Raw genomic sequence first — 15,617 nt, 5'->3', positions numbered from 1 at the left:
AACCGACCAGAGCTTCGCGGCTTTCATCAATCTCGCTGCTGCCGTCATAAACTCACGCTGAATCTCAACAAGCCTTAATCCGATAGATATTCATAATGCATAGGATTGTGCCGAATAATGGATAAGTCGGATATCACCCTCGAACGCATGCGCACCTTCGTTCGCGTCGCGGAACGGGGCAATCTGTCGTTGGTTGCCGGCGAACTGGGCATCGGGCAATCGACGGTTACGCGGCATTTGCAAGAGCTTGAAGAGGCAGTGGGTGCGCCTTTGCTCAGCAGGACCACCCGGCGGATCACGTTGACCGACGAAGGTAGCCGGTACTATGCCAACAGCGTCCAGATTCTGCGCCTTGTCGAGCAGGCCGGTGACGAAGCGCGGGGCGCACGTGGCGCGCCGGCCGGCACCGTCCGGATATCCTGTACTGCCGCTTTCGGGGTCTTGCACACCAGCCGACTCATCTTCGACTTTCAGGACCGATATCCCGACATCGGCGTTGACCTCAGCCTCACCGATGAGCGTGTCGATCTCGTCAGGGAAGGTGTCGACATCGCGCTTCGGTTGGGGCCGCTCACCGACAGTTCATTGAGGCTGCGGGCCCTCGGCCTGTCACGGCGCCAGCTCGTGGCATCGCCGGATTATCTGGCGAAGCGAGGCAGGCCGGCTATCCCATCGGATCTGTCTGGACATGAGGGTATCCGGATGTCGAACGTGGCGGGGAGTGAAACTCTTGCCTTGCAGGGCGCTGGAGGCGAGCGCCATATGGTGCCTTTCGCGGGGCGCCTGCGTGTCGACCATGGGCTTGCCGCGCGCGAGGCTTTGCTCGCGGGTCGAGGCGTCGCACCGGCTCACCGATGGCTTGTCGACGATCTTTTGGCGGCGGGCCTGCTCGAGACGATACTGGATGATTATTCGCTGCCGTCCGCCCCTTTGAACATACTGATTGTCCCGGAGCGCGCTGGCGTTGCAAGGGTCCGCCTGATGGTTGACTTCCTGGCTGAACGGATAGCCGGCATCCCGGGGATCGAGAAGTCCAGTTCACAGCGTTAGCCGCTATATGCTCTGCCCAGAAGAGTAGCTTGCGGCAGCGCCGACCATCGTTTATCGCCGATGGACGATGAGCGAATCCCTAGCTGAAATAGGTATGCCCGGCTGCGCCCCGGACAGCCGAGCCGTTGCCACCCGGCTGGCAGCACTTTCGCATCCGGCGCGGATCGAAATCCTGAAATACTTGTCCGCAAGCAACTCCTGCTGCTGCCGCGAGGTCGTCGACCGTTTCGACCTGGCGCAGTCCACTGTGTCACAACATTTGAAGATACTGGTCGAAGCCGGGCTGGTCCGGTTCGAACCTGACCGTCAGCGCTCGCGCTATGAGGTCGACCGTACCGCGCTCGCCGATATTTCCGCATCGGTGGCCGCGCTCGTCAATTCCTGCTGTTCCGGCCGCTAGACCATGACCCGAAAAGTGGGGTCCGGATTTCTCGGACAAACGGTTTCAGTTTGTCCAGGGATCATGGTCAAAAAGACATAAGAAGAAGGGCACAAGAATGGCCGAAAAAACTGTTTCCGACTCCTCGACCTTCAAGACGCTGCTCAATTTGTGGCCCTATATGTGGCCGGCGGATCGCGCCGATCTGAGAGCCCGGGTGACCTGGGCGACGCTGTTGCTGGTCGTCGCCAAGCTGACGCTGGTCGCCGGTCCCTATTTCTTCAAATGGGCGACCGACGCGTTGGCCGGCGACGCCAAATCGGTGCCGCCGTTGCCGAGTTTCCTGCTGGCCCCCGTCATGCTGGTCGTGGCCTACAATGTCGTGCGGCTGGTGCAGCTTGGCTTCAATCAGTTAAGGGATGCGCTGTTTGCCCGCGTCGGCCAATATGCGGTGCGCCAGCTCGCCTTCCGCACCTTCGTCCACATGCACCAACTGTCGCTGCGCTTTCACCTGGAACGGCGCACTGGCGGCCTGTCGCGCATCATCGAGCGCGGCACCAAGGGCATCGAGACGATCGTGCGCTTCATCATGCTCAACACGGCGCCCACGATCCTCGAATTCGCGCTGACCACCGGCATCTTCGCCTACACCTATGGCTGGAAATATGTGGTCGTCGTCGCGGTCACCGTCTGGGTCTATGTCTGGTTCACGGTCCGCGCCAGCGACTGGCGCATCTCGATCCGCCGCGACATGAACGACAGCGACACCGACGCCAACACCAAGGCGATCGACTCGCTGCTCAATTACGAAACGGTCAAGTACTTCAACAATGAAGGTATGGAAGCCGAGCGTTTCGACCGCTCGATGGCGCGCTACGAGGTCGCCGCGACACGCATCTGGACCTCGCTTGGTTGGCTGAATTTCGGGCAGGGCATCATCTTCGGCCTCGGCACCGTCATCGTCATGTGCATGTCGGCGCTTGAAGTGCAGGCCGGCACGCAGACGGTCGGTGACTTCGTCTTCATCAACGCCATGCTGATGCAGCTGTCGGTGCCGCTCAATTTCATCGGCTTCATCTACCGCGAAATCCGCCAGGGGCTGACCGATATCGAGCAGATGTTCGACCTTTTGGATGTTCCGCAGGAGATCGTCGACAAACCGGACGCCAAGCCGCTCGCCGTCAGCGCCGGCAAGGTCGAGTTCCGCGACGTGCAGTTCTCCTATGATCCCAACCGCAAGATCCTGAAGGGCATCAGCTTCGAGGTGCCGGCCGGCAAGACCGTCGCGATTGTCGGACCCTCGGGCGCCGGCAAGTCGACCATCTCGCGGCTTCTGTTCCGCTTCTACGATGTGCAGGGCGGTCAGGTGCTGATCGACGGCCAGGATATCAAGGATGTAACGCAGGAGAGCCTGCGCGGGGCGATCGGCATGGTGCCGCAGGACACCGTGCTGTTCAACGACACCATCGCCTACAACATCCGCTACGGCCGCATCGGCGCCAGCGAGGAGGATATGCAGAAGGCCGCCGAACTTGCCCAGATCGGTCCGTTCATCGAGCGATTGCCTGACGGCTACAAGTCGATGGTCGGCGAACGCGGGCTAAAACTTTCGGGCGGCGAGAAGCAGCGCGTGGCTATCGCCCGCACCATCCTGAAGGCGCCGCCGATCCTGATGCTCGACGAAGCGACCTCGGCACTCGACAGCCACACCGAGCAGGAAATCCAGGCCGCTCTCGATCTGGTCAGCCGTGGCCGCACCACCATCGTCATCGCCCACCGTCTGTCGACGGTGATTACGGCCGACGAGATCATCGTGCTGCAGGATGGCCAGATCGCCGAGCGCGGCACCCATGCCGAGCTGATGCGCAAACATGGCCTCTACGCCTCGATGTGGGACCGCCAGCGCGAGGCGACCGAGGCCGAGGAGCGGCTGCGCATCGCCCGCGAGGGCGACGAGCTTGGCGTGGTGGTGAGAAGGCGCACGTCGGAGGTGAATTGACGCGTCTTCCCTTCTCCCTTGTGGGAAAAGGTAGCCTCGCGAAGCGAGGTCGGATGAGGGGTTGTTCCGGGAACGCCAACGCCTCACTGCGCTGGAACATCAGTGTCTCACTCCGCTGGAACACCCCTCAACCGTCTCGGCGCTGGGCGCCGATCCACCTTCTCCCACAAGGGGAGAAGGAAAGAAAATTCCGCTTGACCTCAACTTAAGTTGAGATTGTACGCCGTCCCTGGAGCCCAAAACACCATGATCCAGGAACGGAACAATCGAAATGAGCAAGACAAATCAAAACGTTGACGGTGGCAGCGTGTTCAGGGTGGACAAATTCGTCGTCCCGGCCGCCGCCCGCGAGGAGATACTCACCAAGGTCCGGACAACGCATGAATTGCTGCGCCTGCAACAAGGCTTCGTGCAGGATTTCCTGCTCGAGCAATTCTCCGGGCCGGGCGAATTTAACTTCGTGACCATCGTCGAATGGGAAAGCCAGGCGGCCGTCGACAACGTCGTGCCCATAGTCAAGGCGGCGCACGAGCGCATCGCCTTCAATCCGCAGGAGACGATCGCCCGGCTCGGCGTGCGGGCCGACATGGCCAACTATCAGCGGATTCCCGGGCTGTAGCCTGGCTCCTTACGGGGCCAACCGATGCCAGGTGCCGGCGCTCGACGCTGAGCAACTGGCCGGTACGGGCGTCGCCGACCATGTGATCGAAGCCACGCCATTCGGCGGCTAGGATGAACAGCGTTTTCCTGTCGGTGCCGCCCGGCATGCAGGCAAAGCAGCCGCGATCGACGGTGACCGTGTGCAACACCTCGCCGCCTTGGCGCACCCGCACGCAAGTGTATGCCGAATTCTGCCGACAACGACGCCCACAGGCAAGTGCATCCCCGCCGCTGCCAGTTGGGCCTAATATGGCCTTGCCGATTGTTGCGTTGCGGCGAGGGGGGCTTTCGGCTATTGAGGCCGGACTTGAAACGGAGCCTGTTTTTAGCAGATGAGCCTTGTCGATACGGTCAAGAACGCGTTCGTACCGATCCATCGCGAAGGCTATCCCTTTATCGCGGCCTTTGGCGCGGCGACGCTTTTCCTCGGCTATTTCTCCTCGATCCTGTTCTGGATCGGTCTGATCCTGACGGCTTGGTGCGTCTATTTCTTCCGTGATCCCGAGCGCGTCACGCCGGTCGACGACCGCCTGGTGGTCAGCCCCGCCGACGGCATCATTTCGGCGGTCGGGCCGGCCGTGCCGCCGCGCGAGCTCGGCCTCGGCAATATCGAAATGACCCGCATCTCGGTGTTCATGAACGTCTTCTCCTGCCACGTGAACCGCGCTCCCGTGCGCGGCCGTATTGCGAAAATCGAACATAGGCCGGGCAAATTCCTCAATGCCGAGCTCGACAAGGCCAGCACCGAGAACGAGCGCAACGGCCTGGTCATCGAGAGCCCCAACGGCACGGTCGCGGCCGTCCAGATCGCCGGCCTGGTGGCGCGCCGCATCGTCTGCTGGGCCGAGGCCGGCGGCTCGATCGGCACTGGCGAGCGTTTTGGCCTGATCCGCTTCGGCTCGCGTGTCGATGTGTTCCTGCCCCTGACCGCCACGCCGCGCGTTGCCGTCGGCCAGACGGCGGTTGGCGGCGAAACCGTGCTGGCCGAATTCGGCGGTGTTGCCGGCACGCCTCTTGTTCGGGTTTCCTGACCGGTGGGCACGCAATACAAAAAGTTCGAGGCCCATGCCAGCGGCGGTCCGCGCATCCGCGAGATCCCGATGCGCATGGTGCTGCCCAACCTGGTCACCGTGCTCGCCATTTGCGCCGGCCTGTCCGGCATCCGCTTCGGCTTCGAAGGCCGCTTCGAGCCGGCGGTGGTGATGGTGCTGCTTGCCGCCTTCCTCGATGGTATTGACGGCCGCCTGGCGCGGATGTTGAAGGCGACCTCCAAATTCGGCGCGCAGATGGATTCGCTGGCCGACATCGTCAATTTCGGCGTGGCGCCGGCTCTGGTGCTCTATGCCTTCCTGCTCGACCGCGCCGGTTCGCCGGGCTGGATCGCGGCACTGCTGTTCGCCATCGCCTGCGGGCTGCGCCTCGCCCGTTTCAACGTGCTCGATGACGAGAAGGCCGATCGCCCCATCTGGCAGTCCGAATATTTCGTCGGCGTGCCGGCGCCGGCGGGCGCGGTGCTGGTGATGCTGCCGCTTTATCTCTATTTCCTGCGCACAGGTCTGGAGCCCAGTCGTCCAGCGGCCTTCGTCGCCACCGGCTTCACCATCCTGGTCGCCTTCCTGCTGGTCAGCCGGCTGCCGGTCTATTCCGGCAAGAGCCTGAAAATCCCGGGCGACAGGGTGTTGCCGATCATCCTGGGTGTCGTGCTCTACGTACTCCTGCTGATGACCTACCCCTGGTACACGCTGACCGCGTCAGTCGCCGGCTACCTGATCTTCCTGCCGTTCTCGGTGCGCGCCTATTCGAAGCGCGCCAAGCTGGAGGGCGAGAAGGTGCCGCCTTCGGATATAGGTTAGAAGGTCGGCGGAAGTGCTTGATCTGACTCAGGCCGCGACGCCGAGGCCCAGCCTGTCGATCGCCAGTTTTCTCGTCGACACATAGTCGGTCTTGCCGGACCCCAGCACCGGAATTTCCTCGACCTTGACGATGTCGTTCGGCACCATCAGTTCGGCGGCGCCCGCCTGTTTGCCGAATTTGCGCAACTCGTCGGGATTGGCATCGTCGGCGGTGGTGACCAGCACGATGCGCTCGCCGCGCCGCTTGTCCGGCACCGCTACAGCCGCGTGGTGCTCTTCCGGCCACAGCGACTGCACCAGCATCTCGACCGCACCCAGCGACACCATCTCGCCGGCGATCTTGGCAAAGCGCTTGGCGCGTCCGCGAATGGTGATGAAGCCTTCGCGGTCGACGGCGACGATGTCGCCGGTGTCGTGCCAGCCGGTCAGCGGCTGCAATTCACCGGGGCGGTCCGCAGTCATGTAGCCCATCATAAGGTTCGGTCCGTCAAGCCACAATTGGCCGGCGTCGCTGATGCCTTCGATCGGCTCAAGTTTCATGCGCATGGCCGGCAGCAGCCGCCCGACGGTACCGTCGCGGCCATGGATTGCCGTGTTGACGGCAACCACCGGTGCCGCCTCTGTCAGCCCGAACCCTTCGATGATCTCGGCCTGGAAGCGCTCGCGATAGACGCGGCGGGTTCCCGGCTTCACCGCCTCGGCGCCGGCGACGACGAAGCGCAGGCTGGAAAAATCGCCGTCCTTGGCGGTGCGTGCATAGTTGGCGAGGAATGTGTCGGTGCCGAACATGACGGTCGGCTTCACCTTGCGTGCCACCTCGGGAATGATCTTGTAGTGCAGCGGCGAGGGGTAGAGGAACAGTTTTACGCCCGTGACCAGCGGCAGGATGGTGCCGCCCGTCAGCCCGAACGAATGGAACACCGGCAGCACGTTGAGCAGGATGTCGGCGGGCGAGATGGTGATGCGCGCTTCGGCCTGCATGGCGTTGGCAAGCAGGTTCTTGTGCGACAGCACGACTGCTTTCGGCGTGCCTTCCGAGCCGGAAGTAAACAGGATCACCGCCGGCTTCGCCGCATCCTGCCGCTGCAGCGGCCAGCGCCACAGCAAGGCGGCGGCAAGCTTGTCCAGCGCGGTGACGCTCTCCCGCACATCCTCCAGCCAGAGCAGCCTGGCACCACCCTTTTCGACCGCCGCGACGATGTCCGGAAGGTCGGCCTTCTCGACGAACGCGCGGGAGGAAATCACGGTCCTTATCACCGCCGTGCGAACGGCCGCGGTGACGCTCGCCGGCCCGGCCGTATAGTTGATCAGCGCCGCCACCCGGCCGGCCGACAGAAGGCCGGTGAACGACAGCACGACGCCATTCGCGTTGGGCAGCATCACACCGACCGCTTCGCCCGGCGCCGTCGCTGCCTCGAAGCGCCTGCCCAGGACGCGAGCGCCGATGAACATCTTGCGGTAGCTCAGCGCGCCCGAGATGACGTCCTCGATGATCGGATGCGAGGCGCCGACACGGTCGGCGGCATCGCGCATCGCCAGGAACAGGCCGCGATCGAGGTCGGTGCCGAAAAGCCGGGCCTCGGCGACACGGTCGAACAGCGCATTGGTGTTCGAGGCCTGCTCGGGGTTGCGCGCCACCAGTTCGGCGATGGTCATCGGCTCCAGCACGCTGATCGACAACTGCGGAAACCAGTGTCGCGGTGCCTTGTCCGCCGGCGTCAACGAGACCGGCAGGCTTCGCGCGCCGCCGACGAAGATCGGCACGATGCTGGCATCGGCCTGCATGGCGATGCGGGTGACGGCACGAAACAACCGAAACGTCTTGACGTCAGGCTCGACCGCATCCGGCAGATAGACGGCGAGCCGGCCCTTGCCCTTCAGCACCCGCACCAGCCGGCGGCTGACGAAGACATGTTCGGCGTTGAAGGCGATGGTACGGCCAAGCTCGCGCCAAGGTTCGAGCCATGGCGAGCGCGCCGAGACCTCGTCGAGTATATGCAGCGTGTCTTCCGGCAGCAGCGACAGCATCAGCGCCGGCTCGAAGCGCGATTGATGCGAGATGACGTAGATGACTGGGGTCTGCGTCTTGCGGGCGATCCTGATGCGGCTATCTCCGATCCGGTAGGCGAGCTTGAACGGCACATAGAGCAGCGCCTGGGTGAAGCGCAGGCCGAGGCGGAATTTCTCCATCACGCCGATCAGCACCCAGGCCAGAACAAGACCCGCAAGCAGCGCCAGTGTCAGGATCATGCCGCGTCTCTCCCAATTTTTTTAGCATCTCGGCTCTTTCGCGGCCGCTTCGGCCAGAACCTAGACGATGTGGGAGCAAGGTCAATGCGGATGAGTGCGCCTCCTGCCTTGCCCCTTGTGGGGGAAGGTAAGTCGGTGCTGCTCACGCCGCCTGCAGCCGTCCGCTGATGAAACGGAACTCCTGCGTCTTACCGCCATAGCCGTAAGCGGCTGCCGGCACTTCATGCACGAAGGCGTAGCTCTCCTCATGCACGCCGCCGAGCAGGCGGCCGAAGGCCGCGAAGATCGCCTTCAGATAGGCCTCCAGTTCAAGCTTGGTATTGGTGCCGTCGACCACCTTGATATCAAGCCAGAACGTGTTGGTGTCGTGCTCGGCCAGCGACTTGCCGCCGGCGAACCAGTGCTGCGGATCGACATAGGATACGGCAACTGCCGTGATCGTCGGGTCCTTGCGCAGCTGCGTCGCGGTGATTTCGGTGGCTTCCTTCGCGATGCGAGCGGAAAGCGCCGCGTCAGGCTTGCCGGTGACGCTGATATTGATAATGGGCATTTTTCTTCTCCTTGGCTTGAGCGGCGTCCGACCGCCGTTGAAACAACATGCCACCATCTTTCAGTCAAAAAAATCGAATTGTTTTTAACTTAAGATTCGATAAGGTCGAAGTATGGAAACGCTGGATCCCGATCTGCTCCGAACCTTCCTTGCTTTCGTCGACAGCGGCTCACTGGCCCAAGCGGCTGCAAGCGTTGGCCGCTCGCCCTCCGCGGTGACCGCCCAGATGCAGCGGCTGGAGGAAATCGTCGGCGAACCGCTGCTGGCGCCGCAAGGGCGCGGGCGCGGCTTGACCCCAGCAGGTGAGGACCTCGTCGGCCATGCCAGGCGCATTCTTGCCGCCCATCGCGAGGCCTGGCTGGCACTGAAGGGCGCCCGCGCTGCCGGACGCGTTGCCATCGGCACGACGCAGGATTTCGCCGACAGCGGCCTGCCGGACCTGCTGCGTGCCTTCGCCGCCAGTCATCCGCGCGTCAGGATCGAACTGCGGATCGGCCGTTCCGCCGAGCTGGCGCAGGCACTGCAGTCCGGCGGCCTCGATCTGGCGATCGTCATGCGCCAGGCGGCAGTGTCGGACGAAGTCAGCGTGCTGCGCGAGCCGATGATATGGCTATGCTCACAAAAAGGGCTGGCTTCGCGGCAGGAGGAACTGCCGCTGGCGCTGCTCGATCCATATTGCGGTTTTCGCGAAGCGGCACTTGCCGCACTCGATGCCGACGGCCGCCGCTATCGTATTGCTGCCGGCAGCGCCAGCCTGGCGGGCCTGCGCACGGCGGTGAACGCCGGTGTCGCGCTGACGCTGCGAACGGGTCGCTTTGCCCATTCCGGCATTGTCGAGGCGCCGCGCGAGCTTGGCCTGCCGCGGGTTCCAATGGCTGAGTTCGCCATCCGGCTGCGAACCGGTGCCGATGGGTCGGCAGCCGATCTGGCGGCCCTGCTCAGCGGTAACCTTGCCCTGTCGGGCTGAATGCCTAAAGAAAACCGGCATTGCGGTCGCCAAGCGGCAAAGAAAAAGCCGACCTTACGGTCGGCTTGGAGTAGGACGGGCCGAGGGGTTTGGGGGGACTTGGCGATGGCCCGTCGCACCAATAATGCCTGACCCGGATGATGGTTCCGTGACCGCGTCACTTTTTTCAAGAAATATTTGACGCCAAGCGTTGCGAGCGGGCCATCAGCCAATCCCGCCCCGCATGCGCAAACACCGCACACAACACGATGGCGCCGCCGATCATGCTGGCGGCTGGGGCGATCTCGCCCAGGAACAGGAAGGCAAACAGGATCGCGAACGGCACTTCGGCCGAGCCGAGCAGCCCGGATTCGGCCGGCGGGATGAGTCTCGCGCCTTCCGTCCACAGGATCGAGGATAGCGCGAAGGACGCGCCGAAAGTGGCGAGCAGAACTGCATCTCTCGGCGAAACCGCCAGCGGATCGGTGACGAACCAGCCGAGCACGAACAACAGGAAGGCTGAGACCGCACCGGCCCACACCACGGGCGTGTCGCGGAAGGCGCGTACCATGATCATGTAAAGGCCGCTGCCGATGGTCATCAGCAGTGCCAGTCCGTCCCCGAAAAGATTGCCGGTGCCGAAGCCGGACCAGACCATGATCGCCACGCCGCACAGCGACACGGCGGCTGCGACCATCGTCTGCAACCGGAAGGGTTCGCGTGTCAGAACCCAGGCCAGCAGCGCGGTGACGAAAGGTGCTGTGGCATAGATGACGGCGACATTGGCGACGAAGGTGAACTTGAACGCCGAGATGAAGGCGATGCTGGCCAGAGCTCCCTCTGCTGCCAGCAGCCAGCCGCGCCAGCCAAGCCGCAGGGTCTCACGCCCACCGGAACGGTGACGCCGCCACAGCACATAGAGGCTGATCAGGATCGCGCCGACAAAGCCGCGCCAGCAGATGATGGTCAACGGGTCGGCATGGATCGACTTTGTCAGAACACCGGTCAGGCCGAAAACGGCAGCTGAGGACGACACCAGGATGATGCCGAGCGTGCGCTCCGTGGCGGTGTCGGTGGCGGCTGCAATCTCAGTCATGCAACCAGCCTACGCCGCTTGGTCCTGACATCGTAGTGTCAGCAATCATGGCCACGCACATCATAGCCGTTTGCGGAAATGCTCGGTGCCGACGATCAACAGGCCGGCGGCGACGATCAGCGCAGCGCCCAGGAACACCTCGCGACGCGGCACGTCGCCCCAGATCGCAAAGCCGAGTGCGAATGCCCACAACAGCGAGGTGTATTCCAGTGGTGCGAGGACCGAGGCTGGGGTTCGCTTCATGCCTTCGAAGAGAAGATATTGCGCGAGGCCGCCGAGCGCGCCGACGCTGGCAAGCAGCAGCAACTGGGTCCAGTCCGGTGTCTGCCACCACAACAATGCCGGCGCCGCCGAAAACAGCAGAAAATAGAAATTGTTGAGCAGGAGCTGGATCATCGAGCGTTCGGCAAGGGCGGTTTTGCGCAAGAGCACGATGGCGATGCCCCACAAGAAGGCGGCCGCCAGCACCAGCAGCACCGGCACGGACAAGCCGAGATGGGTAGGATCGCAAGCGATGAATACGCCGGCAAAGCCGATCAGCACCGCCAGCCAGCGCAGCATCGGCACCTTTTCGCCGAGCAGGAACACCGAAAGCACGGTGACAATGATCGGGGCCGCGTAATAGACGGTGGTCAGTTCGGCGAGCTGCAGGCTGCGCGCGGCGTTGTAGTAACAGAGCCACGCAGCAAGCGTGAAGGCACTGCGCACCAGCATCGGCCGCACGATCGGCGAGCGCATCGTGTCGGCAAACAACTGTCGTCCGCCGATCGCCGCGCACGCACCCAGAATGGTGATGCTGCGGAAGAACATGATCTGCCAGACGCTCATGCCGACGACCAACAGCTTGATCGAAGCGTCCTGCGTCGAAAACAGGAGATAGGCCGCACCGGTCAGCAGGATGCCTGCAAGAACTCGCTCGCGTGTTTCGAGAATGGCGATATCGGCCATTGGGCGCGTGGGACCAAAATTGCCGGAGCGGCAGAAATGCTATGAGGAGCGACACAAGGGAGCTGTGAATTCAGCTCCCTTGACACCAAGCTATACGGGCGAAAACCGCTGCGGCGCTACGCCAGTTCGGTGCTTATGTTGGGGCAGGGGTCCATGGCGAGTTGCACTGTCGCCAAGCCTATTGCGTCGCCTGATAAAGTTCCGAAGCGGCTTCTTTCAGCGCGCGCCGACCGTCGGATCTGAAATACATCATGTGCCCGCCCTCGACGACATCGAGACGGATCGGCTTGGCATTGGTGAGCGACGGGATCTGGTTCACCAGGTAGCGCGAGGCGAGGTAAGGTGTCACCAGGTCGGTGTAGCCGTTGACGATCACGACGCCGAGCGAAGGGTTCAGCGAGCGTGCTCGCTGCAGATCGTCCATCACCCCGGCATAGCCCTGCCGCGAGGGGCCGGTCCCGTAATCCCAATTGTGGCTGATTTCGCCATTGAGCAGCCGATAGCTGACATCGGTGCGAAAATGCAGTTCGTCGCTGATATAGCCGACGAACGCCGACGTCAGCGCCGGTACGCTGCGGTCGAGCACTGGATCCGGGCCGGCGATGCGGGCGCTCTCGGGCGCGATGTCGGCCGTACCGATCGAGGCGTCATAGGGGCTGAGCACCTTGCCGCTGGCACGGGCGAACTCCCTTGCGAACAGGCCGGTCGGGATGCGGGCGGAGTTCCGCTGCACCAGGTCGAGCGGCAGGCCGGTGATGTCAGCCACGCGTTGGCTGGCCAGCCGCCTGCCTTGCTCCAGTCCGCTGGTGATTGCCGTGAGGTAATCGCCCATCGCATAATGTTCGACGTCTGCCAGCTTCTCCCGCAAAGCATCGCCGCTGACGCCTTCGGCGCGTAGGCGCACCGCCGCCAGGGAAGGCAGTTCGAGCGCCCAATGCAGCGGCTCGAATTCGTCGGGCTGCACCAGCGTGAACTCCAGCGCCGGCGAGATCAGCACGATGCCGCTCGGACCTATGCCGATATCTTCCTGCAATGTCCTGGCGAGCAGCGCCGCGCGGAACCCGCCATAGCTTTCGCCGGCGAGGAACAGCGGCGACCCGGTGCGGCCGTTCTGCGAGAGATAGAGCCGGATGAAGGCGCCAATCGAGCTGGCATCCTGGTTGACGCCCAGAAATCGCGCGTGTCCTGCCCCGGTGCCTCACGGCTATAGCCGGTTCCCACCGGATCGACGAAGACGAGATCGGTCATGTCGAGCCAGCTGTCCGGATTGTCGATCAGTCTTTGCGGTGACGGCAGGAATTCGCCGTCGGCTCCCGTCGCGATTATCCGTGGACCGAGTGCGCCGATATGCAGATAGGCGGACGCTGCTCCAGGGCCGCCGTTGAACACGAAGGTGATCGGCCGCTGAGGGTCTTTGGCCCCGCTTGCCGGCGGCTCCAGCGTGTAGGCGACGTAGAAGATCTCCGCCGTGACGTCGCCCTTGCCCGATAGCAGCGACAGTGTCGCCGCCTTTGCCTGGTAATCCAGCTTGCGCCCGGCCAGCGTGATCGAATGGTTGGTGGTCTGCGGCGGCGGCAGCAGGGACAGCACGCCGCCCGAGGGCGCCGGCCGCTCCGCTGTTTCAGCCAGGACGGGCTGCGCCAGGGCGGCGAGCATCGGCAGGATAAGGCAGATCAGTTTCAATTTGACCGGCATGATGGCTCCGCGACAACAACTTCCGCATAGGTATGGTCGAGAGGGTCGAAGTCAAAAGGAAATGGCTGTTTTGAACTTGCAACGGCTTGCGCTAGAGCCGGCTGATTTCAGGTCGAATCGACCTGAAATCTGAATCCGGCTCTAATCAAAGAGATTGAGCATGATGTCGTCCGAAAACCGCTTCACACTTTTCGGCATCATGCTTAGTGTGAGCCGGAATGCAGTCGAACGTTTCCCTCGATCAGTTTGGACGCTGGAGCGGCGGTGTCGCTGCTGCAGCCATGGCAGCGACGCCCGAGGAATTGTCGGCTCGCTTTACGGCGGCGGCGAGCGGGCTGGTTGGTTCAGATCGCGTCTATGTCGGCTTCTACCATCGCGATATCACGTCCCTGACCATCGATGATGCCGGCCCCGATCATTGGAACCGCGACTACGACGCCCACATCTATCGCCAGGATCCGTTCTTCCAGAGGTTCGCCAGCACAAGGCAGGATTTCCTGTTGCCGCTATCGGCTCTTCGCAATGGCGACTTCCAGCACACCCCCTACTATAGCGAATTCTATGGTCCCTCGGACAGCTTCGACGAGATCACCGGCGTGTTCAATCTTGACGGGCTGACCGCTGGCTATGTCACTTTTCTCAGGCGAAACGGGGCAGAACCGTTTGCGATCAGGATCTGGCAACGGCTTGCGCGGCAAGCAGCGCGACAAGGCTCATTTTGGAAAGATTGCTTCATCTGTGCCGCTTCCGGCACAAGGGCGCCGCAATCGGTGACGCTCGCTCGCGGCTGAGCAGGCGCGAGACCGAGATTGCGCGGCATCTGGTCGAGGGCGGCAACGCCAAGAGCATTTCGCGAAGCCTCGCCATCTCGCCCGGGACCGTCCGCAACCACATCAAGCAGATCTATCGCAAGCTCGGCGTGCACTCCCAGGTCGAGTTGCTGGCGGCCATCCGCGAAGCCGCTTGAGCCTGACGGCCTCCGCCGGCTCTATCTTTTTGTTTTGACGCAATTCCGGACGGAAAACCGCTGCGCACTTTTCCTGGAATTGCTCTATTGTCCCGTCACGATGCGCGTCCACATGCGGTTTTGTGATCGCAGCAGCTTTGGGTCGTTGTTGTCCACCACGAACAGCTTGGCCTTCACGGCATCAGGCGGAAAGACGCCGGGGTCGCTGGCTATGGCCTTGTCCATCAGCGGCAGGGACTCCGGTATCGCATTGGCGTAGGAGACGTAGCTGGAATTGGCCGCGGCGATATCGGGCCGCAGATTGAAGTTGATCCAGGCCTGGGCGTTGTCGGGATGCGGCGCATCCTTCGGCACCGCCATCGTATCGAAGTTGATGAGCGTGCCTTCTCTGGGGATGGAATAGGCGATCTCCAGCTTCTTCACGGATTCCGCCGCACGGGTCCTTGCCTGAAGTATGTCGCCCGACCAGCCCAACACCACGCAGATGTCGCCGTTGGCGAGGTCATTGATGTATTTCGACGAGTGGAAATAGCGGATGTAGGGTCGCACCTTGCCCATCAGCTCCTCGACCTTGGCGAGGTCGTCAGGACTGGTCGATTTGGGGTTGATGTGAAGATAGTTCATCGCCATCGGGATGACTTCAGCCGGTGCATCGATGATAGCCACGCCGCAATCGGACAGCTTCTTGACCACATCGACGTCGAAGACCATGGCGAAGGAATCCGTCGGCGCGTCCGGCAGCCGCTGCTTCACCGCGGCGACATTGTAGCCAATGCCGTCGGTGACCGCCATATAGGGCACGGCATGCAGGTTCTGTGGATCGGCGCCGGCGATCAGGGCGAGGGCTTGCGGATCGATCTTCGAATGGTTCGCAAGCTTCGATTTGTCGAGTTCCAGGAAAGCCCCTGCTTTCACCTGGTTCTTCAGGAACGGATAGGCTGAAGGGTAGACCACATCATATCCGGAGCCACCGGTGAGCAGCTTGGTTTCAAGCACCTCGTTGCCGTCATAGACGTCGTAACGAACCTTGATTCCCGTCTCCTTCTCGAATTTCTCGGCCGTGTCAGGCGCGATGTAGTCGGACCAGTTGTAGACGTTGACGATCTTTTCCTCGTCAGCCGAAGCCGCATTTGCGCAGATGCCGCACGCAAGCAGGGTTGAGAAGATCAGAGTGCGCATAAATGTCCTCCGTTTTCGCTATCTGTTTTTGTCATGCCCCGTCCC

16 protein-coding genes are annotated in these 15,617 nt (G+C 62.6%); 9 read left to right on the top strand and 7 right to left on the bottom strand.

Going from position 1 to position 15,617, the window contains the following annotated elements; translation table 11 throughout:
* Positions 1–117 precede the first annotated feature (117 nt).
* The 6 genes from LB558_RS03440 to LB558_RS03410 all read left to right on the top strand — a co-directional run bounded on the left by LB558_RS03440 (position 118) and on the right by LB558_RS03410 (position 5,941).
* Positions 118–1,050 (top strand): LysR family transcriptional regulator, encoded by a 933-nt coding sequence (locus tag LB558_RS03440; protein WP_224696199.1) that lies wholly within the window; start codon positions 118–120, stop codon positions 1,048–1,050.
* A 67-nt stretch (positions 1,051–1,117) separates the two neighbouring features.
* A complete protein-coding gene (locus LB558_RS03435) occupies positions 1,118–1,450 on the top strand; it encodes an ArsR/SmtB family transcription factor (protein WP_224696198.1) in 333 nt (110 codons plus the stop codon).
* A 97-nt stretch (positions 1,451–1,547) separates the two neighbouring features.
* Entirely contained in the window at positions 1,548–3,428 is a 1,881-nt protein-coding gene (locus LB558_RS03430) for an ABCB family ABC transporter ATP-binding protein/permease (RefSeq protein ID WP_224696197.1), read from the top strand.
* A gap of 271 nt (positions 3,429–3,699) precedes the next feature.
* Positions 3,700–4,047, top strand: a complete 348-nt coding sequence (locus tag LB558_RS03425) for an antibiotic biosynthesis monooxygenase (RefSeq protein ID WP_224696196.1) — start codon at positions 3,700–3,702, stop codon at positions 4,045–4,047.
* Between the two features lie 373 nt (positions 4,048–4,420).
* A complete protein-coding gene (locus tag LB558_RS03415) occupies positions 4,421–5,119 on the top strand; it encodes a phosphatidylserine decarboxylase (RefSeq protein WP_224696195.1) in 699 nt (232 codons plus the stop codon).
* 3 nt (positions 5,120–5,122) lie between these two features.
* Positions 5,123–5,941 (top strand): CDP-alcohol phosphatidyltransferase family protein, encoded by an 819-nt coding sequence (locus LB558_RS03410; RefSeq protein WP_013532542.1) that lies wholly within the window; start codon positions 5,123–5,125, stop codon positions 5,939–5,941.
* A 27-nt stretch (positions 5,942–5,968) separates the two neighbouring features.
* On the opposite strand, the gene LB558_RS03405 is transcribed toward LB558_RS03410, so the two are convergent.
* Complete coding sequence (locus LB558_RS03405; protein ID WP_224696194.1) at positions 5,969–8,191, bottom strand: AMP-binding protein; 2,223 nt, start codon at positions 8,189–8,191, stop codon at positions 5,969–5,971.
* 142 nt (positions 8,192–8,333) lie between these two features.
* A complete protein-coding gene (locus LB558_RS03400) occupies positions 8,334–8,741 on the bottom strand; it encodes a tautomerase family protein (protein ID WP_224696193.1) in 408 nt (135 codons plus the stop codon).
* Between the two features lie 112 nt (positions 8,742–8,853).
* Between LB558_RS03400 and LB558_RS03395 the strand changes: the two genes are divergently transcribed.
* On the top strand, positions 8,854–9,708 hold the full coding sequence (locus LB558_RS03395) for a LysR substrate-binding domain-containing protein (protein WP_224696192.1): 855 nt from the start codon (positions 8,854–8,856) through the stop codon (positions 9,706–9,708).
* Between the two features lie 166 nt (positions 9,709–9,874).
* On the opposite strand, the gene LB558_RS03390 is transcribed toward LB558_RS03395, so the two are convergent.
* From LB558_RS03390 to LB558_RS03375, 4 genes are all read right to left on the bottom strand, one after another.
* Positions 9,875–10,783, bottom strand: a complete 909-nt coding sequence (locus LB558_RS03390) for a DMT family transporter (RefSeq protein WP_224696191.1) — start codon at positions 10,781–10,783, stop codon at positions 9,875–9,877.
* 60 nt (positions 10,784–10,843) lie between these two features.
* Entirely contained in the window at positions 10,844–11,731 is an 888-nt protein-coding gene (locus tag LB558_RS03385; RefSeq protein WP_224696190.1) for a DMT family transporter, read from the bottom strand.
* 178 nt (positions 11,732–11,909) lie between these two features.
* On the bottom strand, positions 11,910–12,764 hold the full coding sequence (locus LB558_RS03380) for a hypothetical protein (RefSeq protein ID WP_224696189.1): 855 nt from the start codon (positions 12,762–12,764) through the stop codon (positions 11,910–11,912).
* Positions 12,743–13,426, bottom strand: coding sequence for a S10 family serine carboxypeptidase-like protein (locus LB558_RS03375; protein WP_224696188.1), 684 nt, complete (start codon positions 13,424–13,426; stop codon positions 12,743–12,745). Before LB558_RS03375 ends, LB558_RS03380 begins: the two co-directional genes overlap by 22 nt.
* Before the next feature lie 218 nt (positions 13,427–13,644).
* Between LB558_RS03375 and LB558_RS03370 the strand changes: the two genes are divergently transcribed.
* Positions 13,645–14,217 (top strand): hypothetical protein, encoded by a 573-nt coding sequence (locus LB558_RS03370; protein WP_224696187.1) that lies wholly within the window; start codon positions 13,645–13,647, stop codon positions 14,215–14,217.
* On the top strand, positions 14,154–14,393 hold the full coding sequence (locus LB558_RS03365; RefSeq protein ID WP_224696186.1) for a response regulator transcription factor: 240 nt from the start codon (positions 14,154–14,156) through the stop codon (positions 14,391–14,393). The genes LB558_RS03370 and LB558_RS03365 overlap by 64 nt, the downstream gene beginning before the upstream one ends.
* A gap of 84 nt (positions 14,394–14,477) precedes the next feature.
* Here the strand turns inward: LB558_RS03365 and LB558_RS03360 are convergent, their stop codons facing one another.
* A complete protein-coding gene (locus tag LB558_RS03360) occupies positions 14,478–15,572 on the bottom strand; it encodes a polyamine ABC transporter substrate-binding protein (RefSeq protein WP_224696185.1) in 1,095 nt (364 codons plus the stop codon).
* Positions 15,573–15,617 lie beyond the last annotated feature (45 nt).

The organism is Mesorhizobium sp. CO1-1-8 (assembly GCF_020164875.1).
Taxonomy (GTDB): domain Bacteria; phylum Pseudomonadota; class Alphaproteobacteria; order Rhizobiales; family Rhizobiaceae; genus Mesorhizobium.
This window is presented reverse-complemented; position numbering and strand designations above follow the sequence as displayed.